The sequence below is a fragment of the Fictibacillus barbaricus genome, assembly GCF_014635025.1.
Taxonomy (GTDB): domain Bacteria; phylum Bacillota; class Bacilli; order Bacillales; family Fictibacillaceae; genus Fictibacillus; species Fictibacillus barbaricus.
Window position 1 is genome coordinate 1 of sequence record NZ_BMCE01000001.1, and the last position, 16,966, is coordinate 16,966.

Below are 16,966 nucleotides of genomic sequence, written 5' to 3' on the forward strand. Positions count from 1 at the left end.
CTGACGGAATTAATTCTTAATTCCTTACCTATTTCTTTTGTTCAGTTTTCAAAGAACTTTTTTGTTTCGGTCACTTGTTTTAGCGACTTTAATAATATACCACGCTGAAGCATTAGAGTCAATAGCTTTCTTTAACTTTTTTTAAAACATTTCTTTAGGAAACATTTATTATGCTGCAGGTGCAATTAGCTGTTCTTTAAGACAGCTTGATTATCTTACCACGGTTATATACGTGATGCAATACCTAAAATAAAAAAGCTTCTATCTTAAGATAAAAGCTCTTCAATAAAGAGATCATTTCTATTCTTCAATGCGATGATCTCACCATTTGCATCTAACTTTATCATGGGTCTTGTAGGTTGGCTTTCTTCTATAAATACAATCTCTCCTACTTCCTGGTTCGTTAGTTTTACACGGCTGCCTACAGAAAATGTTGAAAGACCGGATAATAAAGCACGGATCACTTGATGATCAAACTTACCAAATTGATCTTTCATCATCATCTCAAGTACTTTAAACGGAGACTGCTTGCTTCGGTATGGCCTTTCAGCTGTCATAGCTAGATAAACATCGGCAACGGCAAGGACCTTGCTAAAGGGATGCAGTTTACTTCCTTTTACTTTTAAGGGATAGCCAGACCCATCTGCCCGTTCGTGATGTTGAAGTACACCTAGTAGAACACCTTCTTTAATAGATGGAATCTTTTTGAGCATATTGTATCCATGAATGGTGTGCTTTTTTACTTCATCAAATTCAGCCGTAGTTAGAGCGCCACTCTTCTTTAAAAGAGTAGGTTGAACTTTTGCCATGCCACAATCAGATAGAATACCGGCTAAACCGATCTGTATACAATCTCCGCTTGAGAAATTCATTTTTTTAGCTAAGAAGGTGCTTAATATACCTACAGCAATCGAATGATGGTAGATATAATCAGCACTCGTAGCATAATGATGAAGCAGCAGGATCTCCCTTGGAACATTCGAGCCTTCCTCAAGAACAGGCAGAACACTTTGACGTACATCAAGCATATCAATAGCACTTCCCGACTGCCAATTTGTGAAGAGCTGTTTATATCTCTTTACGGCTTGAAGATACATTCCCGGAAAAGAGCGCTGTTCCTTTTCTGTTTTCACCTGAGTCATTTTTTCTTCCCGTTTAGATGAAGGAGGAGCAACCTGATCAGGTTTATCATGTTTTGTATTCGCTTGGTTCGTTCTCGATTCGTTTAAAATATCAATTTCCTTGATTTGAAAACGAGTAAGCACACGAAGATGCCCAGAATTTAAAATAGTATTCTTATTAACGATTGGCTGATTAGTCATAGAGAATACATCTTGAACCAACATCTGACCAATCTTAGCCTGACTCGTTTTAATCTTCATAATAAGGCTCCTTTTATTTGGAAGTTCATGATTTTATTTTACATATAAAAAAGAGGAAAATGTATACTCATTTTCCTCTTTTAAGCAATTATTCGTTATTCTCTTCGCTATCTTCTGTTTCAGAAGCAGGTGTTTCTTCTGTTTCTAATGCTGGTGATTCACCTTCTGTCACAATTGGTTCACCATTTTCATCAAATAACTCTTCTGATTCTTCTTCACGTTCTACAACGGCTACGGTAGCGACGTGATTGTTATCATTCATGGTCATCAGTTTAACACCTTGAGTGTTACGTCCCATCTGCGAAATACCAGAGATGTTCATTCTAATAATGATGCCTTTTGCGGTGATAATCATTAGATCTTCCTCATCTGTTACAGTTTTCAATGTAACAACTGGACCATTCTTTTCAGTAATGTTAACGGTTTTTATCCCTTTACCGCCGCGAGACTGTAGTCTGTACTCACTCATCGGTGTACGTTTTCCATAACCCTTATCCGTAACGATTAAGATGTCTTGTGATTCATCTAAGACTTCCATTCCAACGACAGCATCATCTTCTCCAAGGGTAATGGCTTTAACACCTGTGGCTGTTCTTCCCATGGATCTAACGTCTGTTTCTTGATAACGGATAGACATACCTTGCTTCGTACCAACGATGATGTCCTTGCTTCCATCTGTCAGACGAACACCCATCAATTCATCCTCTTCACGAAGATTGATCGCGAATAATCCGCCTTTACGGATATTGCTGTAAGCTGATAACGGTGAACGTTTCGTGATCCCTTGTTTTGTCATAAAATTAAGGTAAACTTCGTCACTTTCCATATCTTCTACAGGAATAACTGCAGAGATCGTTTCACCTTGTTCGATCTGAAGTAAGTTGATGATCGGAATACCTTTAGCTGTTCTTCCGTACTCAGGAATTTCGTACCCTTTTAAGCGATATGCTTTTCCTTTATTAGTGAAGAACAGGATATAGTTATGCGTGTTCGTTGTGAACAGCTGCTCAACAAAATCATCTTCACTCGTACCCATTCCTTGAATCCCTTTACCTCCACGGCGCTGTGAACGGTAAGTAGAGATAGGAAGCCGCTTGATATATCCTTTATTAGTCAACGTGATAACGATATTTGAACGAGGAATCAAATCTTCATCCTCAATGCTGTTAAATCCTACAGAAATAATCGTACGTCTAGGATTGTCGTATTTCTCTTTTATCTCTGCTAATTCAGTACGGATAATTTCAAGGATTCTTTCTTCGTCTGCTAAAATTGCTCTTAACTCAGCAATTAAAGCAACAAGGTCATTATATTCGTTTTCGATCTTATCTCGCTCTAAACCTGTTAATCGCTGCAAGCGCATATCTAGGATGGCCTGGGATTGCTCATAGCTTAATTCAAACTTTTCCATTAACCCTTCGCGTGCTATATCCGTTGTTCTTGAAGCGCGGATCAAGGCGATCACTTCATCTAGATGGTCAAGTGCAATACGAAGACCTTCTAGGATGTGAGCTCTTGCTTCAGCTTTCTTAAGATCAAACTCCGTACGGCGTCGGATAATAACTTGCTGATGCTTAAGGTAATGGTACAAACATTCTTTAATGTTCAGTACTTTAGGCTGTCCATCTACGAGCGCAAGCATGTTGATACCAAAGCTTGTCTGTAGAGCCGTCTGTTTGTATAAGTTATTCAAAATAACATTTGCGTTCGCATCACGGCGTACTTCCATCACAACGCGCATACCATTACGGTCAGACTCATCACGCAAGTCTGTAATGCCGTCGATCTTCTTATCACGAACTAATTCAGCAATTTTCTCGATCAGACGAGCTTTATTCACTTGATAAGGAAGTTCAGTAACGATGATAGCCGCTTTCCCGCTAGGCATTTCTTCAATCTCCGCTTTTGCACGGATAATGATGGAACCTCTTCCGTTCTGATACGCTTTACGAATTCCTTCACGGCCTAAAATTTCACCCGCTGTCGGGAAATCAGGTCCAGGAATGATCTCCATCAATTCTGGAATCGTAATATCAGGATTCTCACTTACGGCTAAGATCCCGTCAATTACTTCTCCAAGATGATGAGGAGGAATGTTCGTTGCCATACCAACTGCGATACCGGCAGCACCGTTTACGAGCAGGTTGGGAAAACGAGCAGGCATTACAATAGGTTCTTGTTCTGAACCGTCATAGTTATCTTTGTAGTCGATCGTGTCTTTATTGATGTCACGTACCATTTCCATAGCGATCTTAGACATACGTGCTTCTGTATAACGCATAGCTGCCGCAGCGTCGCCGTCGACAGAACCGAAGTTGCCATGGCCATCGATAAGCATGTGGCGGAAGTTGAAATCCTGCGCCATACGTACCATTGTGTCGTATACAGCAGAGTCGCCGTGCGGGTGATACTTACCGATTACTTCACCAACGATACGGGCAGACTTTTTGTACGCCTTATCGGCAGTCATCCCCAAATCGTTCATCGCATAAAGAATACGACGGTGAACGGGCTTCAATCCATCACGTACATCCGGGAGTGCACGACTGACAATTACACTCATGGCATAATCCATGAATGAAGTACGCATTTCCGTACTAATATTAATTTCTTTAATCCGTGAACGTTCCATTTCAGACATTCGTTTTACCTCCATAACCTCTTGAAAAACAAAGGCTTTTTATAGCCAAAATAACTGCTTTAAAACAAACCGAAACTGGACCTTGTCCAGCTTCATGTTTTTTATATCTAGCTTCAATGGTTCAGCATTTTCATTTAGATATCTAAATTCTTAACATACTGTGCGTTCTCTTGAATGAAGTCACGGCGCGGTTCTACTTTGTCGCCCATCAAGATCTCGAATGTTTCATCCGCTGCCATCGCGTCCTTCATTTCCACTTGAAGCAATGTGCGCGTCTCTGGGTCCATTGTTGTCTCCCATAACTGTGTAGGATTCATTTCTCCAAGACCTTTGTAACGCTGCAGCGCGGGCTTTGGAATTTGCGGCAGTTCTGCAAGCATTTTCTCAAGCTCTTTGTCGTTATAAGCATATTCAATGCGCTTTCCTTGCTGTACCTTGTAAAGAGGCGGCTGAGCGATATAGATATATCCGTTCTCAATGATCGGACGCATATAACGGAAAAAGAATGTCAATAGCAGTGTACGGATATGTGCACCGTCGACATCTGCATCTGTCATGATGATAATTTTATGATAGCGTGCTTTTGTAATATCGAATTCATCGCCGATCCCTGTACCGAGAGCAGTTATGATGGCACGAACCTCGTTATTGGAAAGGATTTTATCCAATCTTGCTTTTTCAACGTTAATAATTTTACCGCGAAGAGGCAGAATTGCCTGGAAGTGACGATCACGGCCCTGTTTCGCTGATCCGCCGGCAGAGTCACCCTCTACCACGTACAATTCAGAAATGCTTGCATCTTTTGAAGAACAATCTGCAAGTTTACCTGGCAGTGAAGATACTTCTAGCGCACTCTTACGGCGTGTAAGCTCACGTGCTTTTTTCGCTGCAACACGTGCACGAAGCGCCATCATCCCTTTTTCTACGATCGATTTCGCTACGACCGGGTTCTCGAGCATAAACGATGAGAACGTCTCGGAGAAGATCGACTCTGTAATCTGACGTGCTTCAGAGTTGCCAAGCTTCGTTTTCGTTTGTCCTTCAAACTGAGGATCCGGATGTTTGATCGAGATGATTGCGGTTAAACCTTCACGTACATCTTCACCAGTTAGGTTCGTATCGCTGTCTTTAAACAGATTGTTCTTACGCCCATAATCATTAATTACACGTGTAAGGGCTGTTTTAAAGCCAGACTCGTGTGTTCCGCCCTCGTGCGTGTTAATGTTATTTGCAAACGAATAGATATTGCTGGCGTAACTATCATTGTATTGGAACGCGATCTCTACTGAGATGCCGTCTTTTTCCCCTTCAACGAAGATCGGTTCCTCATGCAGCACTTCACGTGTACGGTTAATGTGCTCCACATATGATTTAATTCCGCCTTCATAATGATATTCTTTCGCAACTGGTTCTTCTCCCCGTTTGTCTTCTGCAATGATGCGAAGTCCACGGTTTAAGTAAGCCAGCTCACGAATACGGTTGGAGAGAGTTGGGAAATCATATTCTAATGTTTCTGTGAAAATCTCCGGATCTGGTTTAAAGTGCGTACGAGTTCCGGTTTTATCTGTATCACCGATCACTTTAAGGTCTGCAGTCGGTACGCCGCGCTCGTATGATTGATAATGCAGTTTTCCGTCACGGGAAACCGTTACTTCTAACATAGTGGAGAGGGCGTTTACAACAGAGGCACCAACACCGTGCAGTCCTCCGGAAACCTTATATCCGCCGCCGCCAAACTTACCTCCTGCATGCAGGACTGTCATGATAACTTCAAGCGCAGGTCTTCCCATTTTTTCATGCATACCGACAGGAATACCACGTCCGTTATCTTCTACAGTGATGCTGTTGTCTTCTTCGATTGTGATTCGAATCGTGTCACAATAACCCGCTAATGCTTCATCGATCGAGTTATCCACGATTTCCCAAACAAGATGGTGCAATCCGCGTACGTTCGTGGCACCAATATACATCCCAGGACGTTTACGGACGGCTTCAAGACCCTCTAGTACCTGGATATTACTTTCATCATAATTTTGCTGTTGTTCTAATTGTTGTTCAGTCGTCAATTCGTTCACCTTCATTCCGGTTTCAAAACGCTTTATTTATAAAACCTTTATTTTATGTTCCAGCCATTTTCAAGTTCGAGGCGATCAGTGGCTCTCTTTTTTAACGTTGAGGCAGAAAGAGGAGACAAATAGATCGTTTTGTCTGTAATAATTACGGATTTTGCGGCATTCCCGCTTAGATCGGTCAATGTTTGGTCTTGTTCATGCTTTTTCAGAAACTCCTTTGCTAGCACAGAAGTCTTTAATGCATTGATATCCAATATTGCTAGTACATCTTTAGAATGAATCACTTCTTCATCACCTAAATGCAAAAGCAAATCCCTCACCTCACTTCAAACGTTCTATGGAGCCTGAATGAACTTTATAGGTTGCGGCCTTCTCTAGTGTTTCATGGTGTATGCCCTCCACACTAGTTGTAGTAACAAAGGTTTGTACTTTTCCTTGTATTGTATTTAAAAGATGAGATTGTCTGAAGTCATCTAGTTCGGATAACACGTCGTCCAAGAGCAAGATAGGGTATTCTCCTACTTCTGAATGGATCAGATCAATTTCAGCGAGCTTCAATGACAGTGCTGTTGTCCGCTGCTGACCTTGAGATCCAAAGGTTTGCACGTCTTTTCCGTTCACAGAAAACAGCAAATCATCCCGATGGGGCCCGAATAGAGAGGTTCCTCGTTCAATCTCTTTATCTTTTATTTTACCAAACTTCATATGAAACGCTTCTATCATTTTCGACAAGTCCAACCCATCACATACCTCAATGGCAGGTTTATAATGAATTTTTAAATCTTCCAATCCTCTAGATATTCCTCGGTGGATCGGTTCCGCCCAACTTTGCAGCTTGTCCATGTACTTCACGCGCTTTAACGTGACTCTGGCAGCTTTATCAATAAGCTGTTCTGTTAAGATCTCAAGCATCGTTATCTTTTCAGGACTTTTGTTACGATACATCTCTCTTAATAAAGAGTTTCGCTGAGACAAAATCTTTTGGTACACAGAAAGGTCATTTAAATAAACAGCGTTAACCTGGCCGATTTCCATGTCAATAAAACGACGACGCACCTGCGGACTGCCTTTTACAAGATTGAGATCCTCAGGTGCAAACATAACCACATTAAGATGTCCGACGTAATCTGTTAGTCGTCGTTGTTCAATGCGGCTGATTTTCGCTTTTTTTCCTTTTTGTGAGATAACAAGGCTTAAATCAAAAGAACTGTTCCTCTTTTTGATGCTACCCTCTATTTTAGCATATTCTTCGTCCCAAGTTATCAACTCTTTATCTTTTGCCGTTCTATAGGATCTTGCCATGGCCAAAACATAGATCGATTCCATGACATTTGTTTTCCCTTGGGCGTTTTCACCAAGAAAAACATTGACCTTATTTTCAAATTCAAGAGACTGTTCTTTATAATTCCGGTAATTTTTTAATTGAAGCTTTTCAATATGCAAAGGGATTCCCCCTATTCCGTTGTTACCTTAAACTCTCCTACGTCTGGAATGGACACGACATCACCCGCATATAATTTTTTCCCTCGGCGTGTTTCATGTTCTCCGTTCACAAGAACTTCATGTTCTGCTAAATACCATTTTACCATTCCTCCCGATTGGATGACATCGGTAGTTTTTAATAGCTGCTGCAGCGTAATGAATTCTGTATTGATTTTTACATTTTCCATTTCTATAACCTCCTTAATAAATTTTCTTTCTTACTAGTTTCTCCAAAAAACGAGTGACTTAGAAAGAAAAGAAAGCCACCGGTCATCCGGCAGCTTTATATTTTAGTAAGTTCTTACAGGCAAGATTAATTGACGGATCGAATCATCTGAGACTGGCTGAATTAAAAACGGTCTCATCGCTCCTGTAAATAGGATGCTGATCTCTAAGTAATCCATCACTTTTAGCGCCTCCATGACATACTTAGCGTTAAAAGATATCTTCAGCTCTTCTCCTTCAATCTCCTCTGCGATCATGTGTTCAAATACTTTACCGATCTCTGGAGAGTTTGAAGAAAGTTCGATGGTTTGGTTATCTAATGTTGCTAATTTTACAACGTTGTTTCTTCCTTCTCTAGCTAATAGAGAGGCACGATCGATCGCTTGTAAAAATTCTTTTGTTTTTAAAACAAATGTTGTTTTGCTCTCAGATGGAATCAGTTTAGAAGTATCCGGGTAGTTCCCATCTAATAATCGTGAGAAGAGTAAGATGTTTTTTGCTTTAAAAAGAATCTGATTGTTCGTTACAACGATCTGTACTTTTTCTGCTGATTCATCAAGAATCTTTGAAAGTTCATTCAAGCTCTTTCCTGGTATTACTACGTTTTGAAAAGATAGTTCTTCAGCTTGTGAATCGATCGGCATTTTGCGCTGCGCCAATCGATGGCTATCTGTTGCAATACAGTTCAGGACACCATCCGACAAGGTCCAATTCACGCCTGTTAAGATAGGACGTGTTTCTGAGGTGGACACCGCAAAGACAGTTTGGCGAATCATCGTTTTCAAAAGATCACTTTGAATTTCAAAAACAAGATTCTCTTCGATTTGCGGCAATCGAGGATATTCTTCTGGATCAAGCCCTAAAAGACTGAATTCAGATGCGCCTGAACGAAGTGTTGTTTCAAAACGTTCCCCAACTTCAATCTCAACAGATTCATTTGGCAACTTTTTTACGATTTCAGAAAAATAACGAGCTGGAAGTACTACACTTCCTTCTTGTTTTACTTCAATATGTACCAGATCGCCTTCTTCAACTGGTATTAATCGTTCGATCGAAATATCAGAATCACTTCCAGTTAGATGTACACCATCGTATGTAACTTCCATTTTTATTCCCGTTAAAATTGGAATCGTAGTTCGGGACGATACAGCTTTCATGACATCTTGAACGGCTTCGATCAATTGGTTTAATTGAATCTTAACTTTCATTGTTTTGCCCCCCTGTTATTTATTAAAAATCTTTTAAAAAATAGTAGTAATAGTACTAGGCGCTGTGAATGTGTGGATAACTCTTTAAAACAAAGATAGAACAGCCTATCCACATGTGGACAGACTGTGTATAAAGTAACTGTAGTTATTCACAGTATTCAGTGTTGTTTATTTAATTGGATTTAAGCTGATCATGAATTTCCTGCACTTTTCTTTGCAGTATTTGATCAGTTATAAGCAAAGTTGAAATTTTTTCATGGGCATGCAGGACAGTCGTATGGTCACGTCCTCCAAATTCTTCACCTATTTTAGGCAAGGAATTATCAGTCAGTTCACGGGATAAATACATCGCGATTTGTCTTGGAAAAGCAACAGATTTCGTTCTCTTTTTCGCAGTGAAATCTTCTAACTTCACGTTATAATGCTTTCCTACTACTTCTTGTATATGGTGGATCGTTAATGTTCTTGGTTTAGCAGAAGGAATAATATCACGAAGGGCTTCTGCTGCTAAGTCTGCGTTCATATCTTGATTAATTAAAGAAGAATAAGCAACTACTCGAATAAGTGCACCTTCAAGTTCTCTAATGTTCGTATCAATTTGATTTGCGATATAAAGCATCACTTCATTAGGAATATCCAGGCCTTCCGCTTTTGCCTTCTTTCGCAAGATGGCGATTCGTGTCTCTAGATCTGGCGGAGTAATATCTGTAATAAGTCCCCACTCAAAACGAGAACGAAGTCTGTCTTCTAGTGTCGGAATCTCTTTTGGAGGCCGGTCACTCGAGATGACAATCTGTTTGCTCTCTTCATGAAGAGCATTAAATGTATGGAAAAATTCCTCTTGGGTCTGTTCTTTTCCCGCTAGGAATTGAATATCATCAATTAAAAGCACGTCCACACTGCGAAATTTGTTGCGAAACTCAACCGTTTTATTGTCACGAATAGAATTAATAAATTCATTGGTGAATTTTTCGGATGAAAGATAAACTACTTTTGCCCCTGGATTATGTTCTAATACATAATGACCGATCGCATGCATTAAGTGTGTTTTTCCAAGTCCAACTCCACCATATATAAATAACGGATTGTATGCTTTTGCTGGTGCTTCGGCAACAGCTAAGGAAGCGGCATGCGCAAAGCGGTTCCCAGATCCAATAACAAAACGATCAAATGTATATTTAGGATTCAGCATACTTTGAGAAACTTCTTCGTGAGGTTCATTAGATGCTTTTGGGGCTTTTTTCATGGAAAGTTCTAGATCCAAGTCTAATTCTGTCTGATTTTGCGGAATGATGAACTTCACGTCGAGAGCTGCTCCTGTTACGTCCAACAGTGTCTCTGAAATGATGCCCGCATATCTGGACTCAAGCCAATCACGCGCAAATTCATTCGGCGCAGTAATAACAAGCGTATCATTTTGCAATGCATGCGCTGTTGTTGATTTTAACCAAGTCTCAAAGCTGGGCTTACTGACTTTTGTTTCGATTGCAGAAAGTGCTTTGGACCATAGGTCGTTGATGTTTTCCAACCAATTTACCCCCCTTATCTCTTTAAATTATCCTATTTCAGCAGTTGTTGTCCCTGTTGTATAAGACTTGTACACCCAGTGAATACCTATGAATAAAAATAAAAGTCCACACCTTATGTGAATGTTAATTAATATAGTAGATAATAGGATTATGAACAGCTAAAAAGCATCTGTGGACAACCTTTTTAACAGCCATAAAAATCTGTCCACAAGTTTATCCACAGGATGTGAATAACTTGAAATGCAATTCACGTTATTAACGAGTTAAAACACAACAAGCATATCAAAAAAAAGCAAGCTTGGCAACGGATTATTGTTACTTATCCACAACGCCCATACCTTGTGTAGAAAAGTTGTCCACAATACTAGATTTTGTGTAAAACGTGTCGATAATTGGTGTGGATAATAAAAAATGTGTCGAAAAAGATGTCCACAGGCTGGAATAAAAGATTTTTAAGAATAGTGTAGAATGATTCCCCTTAATGACGAGAATTAGATGCAGATCTTGATGTACTTTACATAAAAAGAAAATCCAGCTTGACAAAAGAAGGGGCCAGTCATTATACTTTATTAGACTGTCTTTTATAAGAGATATCCTCAGGGAGGTGTTATATACATGAAACCTACATTCCAACCGAACAATCGTAAGCGTAAGAAGGTACATGGTTTCCGTGCACGTATGGCTACTAAGAACGGTCGTAAAGTTCTAGCTCGCCGTCGTCAAAAGGGAAGAAAAGTGTTATCTGCATAGGCCACTGACATCAGTGGTCTTTTTTTACTTTTATAGACATATCCGCTCAATCCATATCAGCCTTATTTTTAAGGAAAGTCGAGTTTTCTGAAGAGAAAGGTTTTATTAACTTTAAAAAAGACCGATACTGATGAAGATCGAAATAGACGATGGAATGAGATTGCTTAAATTGATGGAGTGTTAATTGATGAAGAAAGAACAACGCATCAAAAAAAACGAGGAATTTCAAGAGGTTTTCAAAAAAGGAAAATCCACGGCTAATCGCCAATTTGTTATATACAGTTTAAAAAAAGAAGATCAAGAAACATTTCGGATCGGTCTTTCAGTCAGCAAAAAAGTAGGAAAAGCCGTAACGAGAAATCGAATAAAGCGTTCAGTTAAAGAAATCTTCCATAAATATAGTGAACAGCTTCTGACAGGCAGGGATTATGTGGTTATCGCGAGAATACCTACTGCTAATATGGAATTTCATGAATTGGAGAAAAGTTTGCTGCATGTAATGAACAGAGCAAACGTTTTTAAAAAGAGGGTGTAAGAAATGAGGTCCTTCTTTATAGGGATTATTCGTTTTTACCAAAAGTGGATCTCCCCATTAACACCACCTTCATGCCGCTTTTATCCGACTTGTTCGCATTATGGCATAGAAGCATTTAGGCGTCATGGGGTTATAAAAGGAATGTGGCTAACTTTTGTCAGAATCCTAAAGTGCCATCCTTTTCACCCAGGAGGCGTTGACCTCGTGCCTGAAAAAAGAGACAATAAATAATTGAGATGAGATTTATGATTTTAAGGAGGATAAGAGTGTGCGTAAGAAAATAGGTTTAATGATTGCCCTTTTCGCACTCATGGCTGTCCTATCAGGATGTGGATCGATGAATGAACCCATCACAAAAGACAGCACGGGAATTTGGGACACATATTTTGTATATCCATTATCGTGGTTGATCACATATTTCGCTAATTTAACAGGCGAGAATTATGGACTAGCGATTATTATTGTTACATTGCTTATCCGTACTGCACTTCTGCCTTTAATGATTCAGCAGACACGCAGTTCAAAAGCGATGCAGGCAGTTCAGCCAGAGATTCAAAAACTGCGTGAAAAATACAAGTCAAAAGATGCGAACACACAGCAAAAACTTCAGCAGGAAACGATGGCGCTCTTCCAAAAGAACGGTGTAAATCCTCTTGCAGGATGTTTGCCTTTACTTATTCAAATGCCTATTCTTTTAGGTTTTTATCATGCGATCATGCGTACCGGAGAAATTGCTAATCACAATTTCCTGTGGTTCGACCTTGGAGATCCAGATCCATACTATATTTTACCGCTAGTTGCAGGTCTTACGACATTCTTGCAGCAGAAGATCATGATGGGCGGAATGGATAACCCGAATCCACAAATGAAGATGCTGCTTTACATCATGCCAGTCATGATTGTTGTATTTGCGATTAATTTCCCAGCTGCATTATCATTATATTGGGTGATCGGTAACATTTTCATGATTGCACAAACATACTTCATTACGACCCCAATGAAAAAGAATGAAAATCAAGTTGATGGGGGAGCTAAAAAGTGAAAAAGGTACAGGTAACAGGGAAAACGGTTGAAGAAGCAGTAGAGGCAGCACTAGAACAACTTCAGACTTCAAAAGATCAAGTAGAAGTATCCATTCTTGAAGATTCCAAAAAAGGTTTTTTTGGCCTTGGCGGGAAGCCTGCAGTTGTTGAAGTAACAGTGAAAGCTGATCCTGTTAAAACCGCGATTGACTACCTTCAGGATGTAACATCCAAAATGGGGGTACCCGTTACCATCACACAGCGACAGGAAAATGATCATCTTGTGCTGGATCTATCCGGTGACAAAATTGCGATTTTAATTGGAAAACGAGGGCAAACGCTTAATGCGCTTCAGCTTTTAACGAATATGGTTGCAAACTCAGATCCTGCAAGCAAGCATGTCAAAATTGTGCTTGATGCTGAAAATTATCGTACCAGAAGACAAGAATCACTTGAACGATTAGCAGAGCACTCTGCTCAGAAAGTATACTTTACGAAAAAGAGCTTTGCACTTGAACCGATGCCTGCTAACGAACGTAAAGTGATCCATTTAGCACTTAAAGAAAACCGAGATGTTGAGACGACGTCAGAAGGGATAGAGCCATTCCGTAAAGTCGTGATCCGCCCGACGTCCTCCAGCAAAAAATAATGGGAGCTTCAGAGGTTATTCCTCTGGGGCTTTTTGTTTACTGTAAGCCTATTATGCGATACACTATTTTTTATTGTGGATATTTATGTCCTTTTTTGCTAAACCATTATCACAGCAACTAATTAAGGCCATACTATAGGTAATTTATATAGAGCGTAAGAATGAGGAAAGCCGAGGTGAACAACAATGGAATACGATACAATTACTGCTATCTCCACACCGATGGGTGAAGGGGCGATCGCGATCGTCCGATTAAGCGGACCTGAAGCGGTATCCATAGCAGATCGTGTATATAAAGGCTCAAAGAATCTTTCAGAAGTAGATACACACACCATCCATTACGGAAAATTGTTTGATCCCAAAACAGAACAAGCCGTAGAAGAAGTAATGATTAGCGTTATGCGTGCGCCTCGTACGTTTACACGTGAAGATGTAGTAGAGATCAATTGTCACGGCGGTTTAGTATCCGTAAACCGAGTTCTGCAATTGATCCTGCAGCAGGGAGCACGCTTAGCGGAACCAGGAGAATTTACAAAACGTGCCTTTTTAAACGGACGAATTGATCTGTCTCAAGCAGAAGCGGTGATGGATCTGATTCGAGCGAAAACCGATCGCGCGATGAATGTTGCGCTTAATCAAATGGAAGGACGCCTTTCTTCTTTGGTTAGCCGGCTTAGACAAACATTGCTAGAGACGATAGCTCATGTTGAAGTAAATATTGATTACCCTGAATATGATGCAGAAGAGATGACGCATTCCCTATTGAATAACAACCTTCTAACCGTTAAAAAAGAGGTTGAATCTATATTACAAACAGCACAGCAGGGGAAAATCCTTCGTGAAGGGTTGTCGACTGCTATCATCGGAAGACCAAACGTAGGAAAGTCTTCACTCATGAATGCATTGGTTCATGAAAATAAAGCCATCGTAACAGATATTGCCGGTACAACAAGGGACGTAATTGAAGAGTATGTCAATGTAAGGGGAGTTCCTTTGCGGCTTGTTGATACAGCTGGGATACGCGAAACAGAAGACATCGTTGAAAAGATCGGTGTTGAAAAATCGCGAAAAGTACTTAAAGAAGCGGATCTGATTTTACTTGTATTGAATGGAAACGAACCGCTCTCGCTTGAAGATGAAAACTTATTCCGTGCGGCAGCTGGTTTAGATAAGATCGTGATCATCAATAAAACAGACCTGGAACTGAAAATAGATATGGACAGGGTTAAAGAGCTCACAGAAAATTCACCTCTGATTTCAACATCTTTAGTTAAAGAAGAGGGAATAGATGAATTAGAACAGGCTATAGCAAACCTCTTCTTTAAAGGTGGCATCGAAGCTCAGGACTTAACTTATGTATCCAACTCAAGGCATATTGCACTTCTGCAGCAAGCGATTCATCATATTGACGAAGCAATTGGCGGTATTGAGGCCGACTTGCCGATCGATATGGTTCAGATCGATATAACGAGAGCATGGGAGATCCTTGGTGAGATTGTGGGTGACACGGTTTCAGAAAGTTTGATCGATCAATTATTCTCTCAATTCTGTCTCGGGAAATAGAAAGTAAGGAGGTAAAAAACAATGGGATATAAAGCAGATGCGTTTGACGTCATTGTTGTCGGTGCTGGCCATGCTGGAGTAGAAGCAGCTCTTGCTTCTGCACGTATGGGCGCAAAAACATTATGTCTGACATTAAACTTAGACACAGTAGCGTACATGCCTTGTAATCCGTCAGTCGGCGGACCTGCAAAAGGGATCGTTGTACGTGAAGTTGATGCCCTTGGTGGTGAAATGGCACGCAACATCGACAAAACACATATACAAATGCGCATGCTGAATACAGGAAAGGGTCCTGCTGTGCGCGCGCTCCGTGCACAAGCAGACAAATATCTATATCAGCATGAAATGAAGAAGACCATGGAAAACACTGAAAACCTCACATTGCGCCAAGGAATGGTAGAGCGTCTGATCATTGAGAACGGTGAATGTAAGGGTGTTATAACTAAAACTGGAGCAGAATATGCTGCTAAAGCTGTCGTACTTACAACTGGTACTTATTTAAGAGGGAAGATCATTATTGGTGAGCTTGCTTATGAAAGCGGTCCTAACAACATGGCTCCTTCAATTAACTTATCATACCACCTGCAAGAACTTGGATTTGAAATGGTACGTTTTAAAACGGGAACTCCGCCTCGTGTCAACAGCAAGACGATCGATTATTCTAAAGCTGAAATACAGCCAGGGGATGATGTTCCGCGAGCATTCTCTTATGAAACAACAGAATACATTACAGATCAGCTCCCTTGCTGGCTTACTTATACAGGGGATGAAACACATCAGCTGATCAACGGTAATCTTCACCGCTCTCCTATGTATTCAGGAATGATCGAAGGGACAGGGCCAAGATACTGTCCATCTATCGAAGATAAAATTGTCCGCTTTAACGATAAACCAAGGCATCAAATTTTCTTAGAGCCTGAAGGACGCAATACAGAAGAAGTCTATGTACAGGGACTTTCTACAAGTCTTCCGGAAGATGTTCAAAAGAAGATTTTAGCAACGATTCCCGGGCTTGAAAAAGCAGAACTGATGCGTGCTGGTTATGCGATCGAATATGATGCGATCGTACCTACACAGCTTTGGCCATCACTTGAAACAAAGCTTGTGAACGGTTTGTTTACTGCCGGTCAGCTTAACGGCACGAGCGGTTATGAAGAAGCAGCGGGACAAGGCATAATGGCTGGAATTAATGCAGCATTAAAAGTACAAGAAAAAGAACCTCTAGTACTTGATCGTTCCGAAGCTTATATTGGCGTTTTGATTGACGATCTGATCACAAAAGGGACAAACGAACCTTACCGTCTTCTAACTTCTAGAGCTGAGTATCGTTTGCTATTAAGACACGATAACGCTGATCTCCGTCTAACGAAAAAAGGTCACGAAATCGGACTGATAGCACAAGATCGTTACGAACGCTTTGAGGAGAAGAAAGTTCAAATTGCGCAGGAAATAGAACGTTTAGAACATGTTTCTATTAAGCCAACGGAAGACGTGCAGCAAATCCTTGCAGAAGCACAATCTACACCGTTAAAAGAACCGATGTCTGCTGCAAACCTTTTAAAACGTCCAGAAATAACGTATCCTGTGATCAAACAACTGGCACCTGCAGAAACACCATTGAGTGAAACGGTAATGGAACAGGTTGAAATTCAGGTAAAGTATGCAGGGTACATCGATAAACAGCTTGCGCAAGTTGAGAGAATGCGCAAGATGGAAAATAAAAAACTGCCGGTTGATCTTGATTATATGGCGATCAATGGTTTGGCCACAGAAGCAAAACAAAAGCTTCACGAAGTTCGACCTCTTTCTGTCGGGCAGGCATCACGTGTATCAGGGGTAAATCCAGCAGACATCTCCATTCTGTTGATTTATCTTGAACAAGGCAAACTGGCGAAGATCGCCCGTTGA

At 40.6% G+C, this 16,966-nt stretch carries 15 protein-coding genes; 7 read left to right on the forward strand and 8 right to left on the reverse strand.

Going from position 1 to position 16,966, the window contains the following annotated elements:
• Window positions 1–266 precede the first annotated feature (266 nt).
• The 8 genes from IEV52_RS00005 to dnaA form a co-directional block, all read right to left on the reverse strand.
• A complete protein-coding gene (locus IEV52_RS00005) occupies window positions 267–1,382 on the reverse strand; it encodes an HD-GYP domain-containing protein (protein WP_188400500.1) in 1,116 nt (371 codons plus the stop codon).
• A gap of 88 nt (window positions 1,383–1,470) precedes the next feature.
• Window positions 1,471–4,023, reverse strand: coding sequence for a DNA gyrase subunit A (gene gyrA, locus IEV52_RS00010; RefSeq protein ID WP_188400501.1), 2,553 nt, complete (start codon window positions 4,021–4,023; stop codon window positions 1,471–1,473).
• A gap of 134 nt (window positions 4,024–4,157) precedes the next feature.
• A complete protein-coding gene (gene gyrB / locus IEV52_RS00015; RefSeq protein ID WP_229754226.1) occupies window positions 4,158–6,089 on the reverse strand; it encodes a DNA topoisomerase (ATP-hydrolyzing) subunit B in 1,932 nt (643 codons plus the stop codon).
• A gap of 47 nt (window positions 6,090–6,136) precedes the next feature.
• Entirely contained in the window at window positions 6,137–6,406 is a 270-nt protein-coding gene (gene remB / locus IEV52_RS00020) for an extracellular matrix regulator RemB (protein WP_188400503.1), read from the reverse strand.
• A gap of 10 nt (window positions 6,407–6,416) precedes the next feature.
• A complete protein-coding gene (recF, locus tag IEV52_RS00025; protein WP_188400504.1) occupies window positions 6,417–7,538 on the reverse strand; it encodes a DNA replication/repair protein RecF in 1,122 nt (373 codons plus the stop codon).
• Window positions 7,539–7,549: 11 nt separating this feature from the next.
• The gene (gene yaaA, locus IEV52_RS00030) at window positions 7,550–7,765 is read right to left on the reverse strand and encodes a S4 domain-containing protein YaaA (protein ID WP_066244167.1); all 216 of its coding nucleotides are present in this window, start codon (window positions 7,763–7,765) and stop codon (window positions 7,550–7,552) included.
• Window positions 7,766–7,867: 102 nt separating this feature from the next.
• Window positions 7,868–9,010 carry a DNA polymerase III subunit beta gene (dnaN, locus tag IEV52_RS00035; RefSeq protein WP_188400505.1) on the reverse strand — a complete coding sequence of 381 codons (1,143 nt, stop codon included), beginning with the start codon at window positions 9,008–9,010 and terminating at the stop codon, window positions 7,868–7,870.
• A gap of 172 nt (window positions 9,011–9,182) precedes the next feature.
• Window positions 9,183–10,538 (reverse strand): chromosomal replication initiator protein DnaA, encoded by a 1,356-nt coding sequence (dnaA, locus tag IEV52_RS00040; protein WP_188400506.1) that lies wholly within the window; start codon window positions 10,536–10,538, stop codon window positions 9,183–9,185.
• 616 nt (window positions 10,539–11,154) lie between these two features.
• Between dnaA and rpmH the strand changes: the two genes are divergently transcribed.
• The 7 genes from rpmH to mnmG all read left to right on the forward strand — a co-directional run bounded on the left by rpmH (window position 11,155) and on the right by mnmG (window position 16,966).
• A complete protein-coding gene (gene rpmH, locus IEV52_RS00045) occupies window positions 11,155–11,289 on the forward strand; it encodes a 50S ribosomal protein L34 (RefSeq protein WP_007201576.1) in 135 nt (44 codons plus the stop codon).
• A gap of 187 nt (window positions 11,290–11,476) precedes the next feature.
• Window positions 11,477–11,824 (forward strand): ribonuclease P protein component, encoded by a 348-nt coding sequence (gene rnpA, locus IEV52_RS00050; RefSeq protein WP_188400507.1) that lies wholly within the window; start codon window positions 11,477–11,479, stop codon window positions 11,822–11,824.
• Between the two features lie 3 nt (window positions 11,825–11,827).
• Complete coding sequence (gene yidD / locus IEV52_RS00055; RefSeq protein WP_188400508.1) at window positions 11,828–12,055, forward strand: membrane protein insertion efficiency factor YidD; 228 nt, start codon at window positions 11,828–11,830, stop codon at window positions 12,053–12,055.
• A 37-nt stretch (window positions 12,056–12,092) separates the two neighbouring features.
• A complete protein-coding gene (gene spoIIIJ / locus IEV52_RS00060; protein WP_188400509.1) occupies window positions 12,093–12,866 on the forward strand; it encodes a YidC family membrane integrase SpoIIIJ in 774 nt (257 codons plus the stop codon).
• Entirely contained in the window at window positions 12,863–13,495 is a 633-nt protein-coding gene (gene jag / locus IEV52_RS00065; protein ID WP_188400510.1) for an RNA-binding cell elongation regulator Jag/EloR, read from the forward strand. Before spoIIIJ ends, jag begins: the two co-directional genes overlap by 4 nt.
• 186 nt (window positions 13,496–13,681) lie before the next feature.
• Window positions 13,682–15,058, forward strand: a complete 1,377-nt coding sequence (mnmE, locus tag IEV52_RS00070; protein WP_188400511.1) for a tRNA uridine-5-carboxymethylaminomethyl(34) synthesis GTPase MnmE — start codon at window positions 13,682–13,684, stop codon at window positions 15,056–15,058.
• Window positions 15,059–15,079: 21 nt separating this feature from the next.
• Window positions 15,080–16,966 (forward strand): tRNA uridine-5-carboxymethylaminomethyl(34) synthesis enzyme MnmG, encoded by a 1,887-nt coding sequence (mnmG, locus tag IEV52_RS00075; protein WP_188400512.1) that lies wholly within the window; start codon window positions 15,080–15,082, stop codon window positions 16,964–16,966.

What these genes read in the sequence shown, in the direction of transcription:
- IEV52_RS00005 (WP_188400500.1), bottom strand. Translation starts at nt 1,382, where the DNA reads ATGAAGATTAAAACGAGTCAGGCTAAGATTGGTCAGATGTTGGTTCAA.
- gyrA (WP_188400501.1), bottom strand. Translation starts at nt 4,023, where the DNA reads ATGTCTGAAATGGAACGTTCACGGATTAAAGAAATTAATATTAGTACG.
- yaaA (WP_066244167.1), bottom strand. Translation starts at nt 7,765, where the DNA reads ATGGAAAATGTAAAAATCAATACAGAATTCATTACGCTGCAGCAGCTA.
- dnaN (WP_188400505.1), bottom strand. Translation starts at nt 9,010, where the DNA reads ATGAAAGTTAAGATTCAATTAAACCAATTGATCGAAGCCGTTCAAGAT.
- rpmH (WP_007201576.1), top strand. Translation starts at nt 11,155, where the DNA reads ATGAAACCTACATTCCAACCGAACAATCGTAAGCGTAAGAAGGTACAT.
- rnpA (WP_188400507.1), top strand. Translation starts at nt 11,477, where the DNA reads ATGAAGAAAGAACAACGCATCAAAAAAAACGAGGAATTTCAAGAGGTT.
- yidD (WP_188400508.1), top strand. Translation starts at nt 11,828, where the DNA reads ATGAGGTCCTTCTTTATAGGGATTATTCGTTTTTACCAAAAGTGGATC.
- mnmE (WP_188400511.1), top strand. Translation starts at nt 13,682, where the DNA reads ATGGAATACGATACAATTACTGCTATCTCCACACCGATGGGTGAAGGG.
- mnmG (WP_188400512.1), top strand. Translation starts at nt 15,080, where the DNA reads ATGGGATATAAAGCAGATGCGTTTGACGTCATTGTTGTCGGTGCTGGC.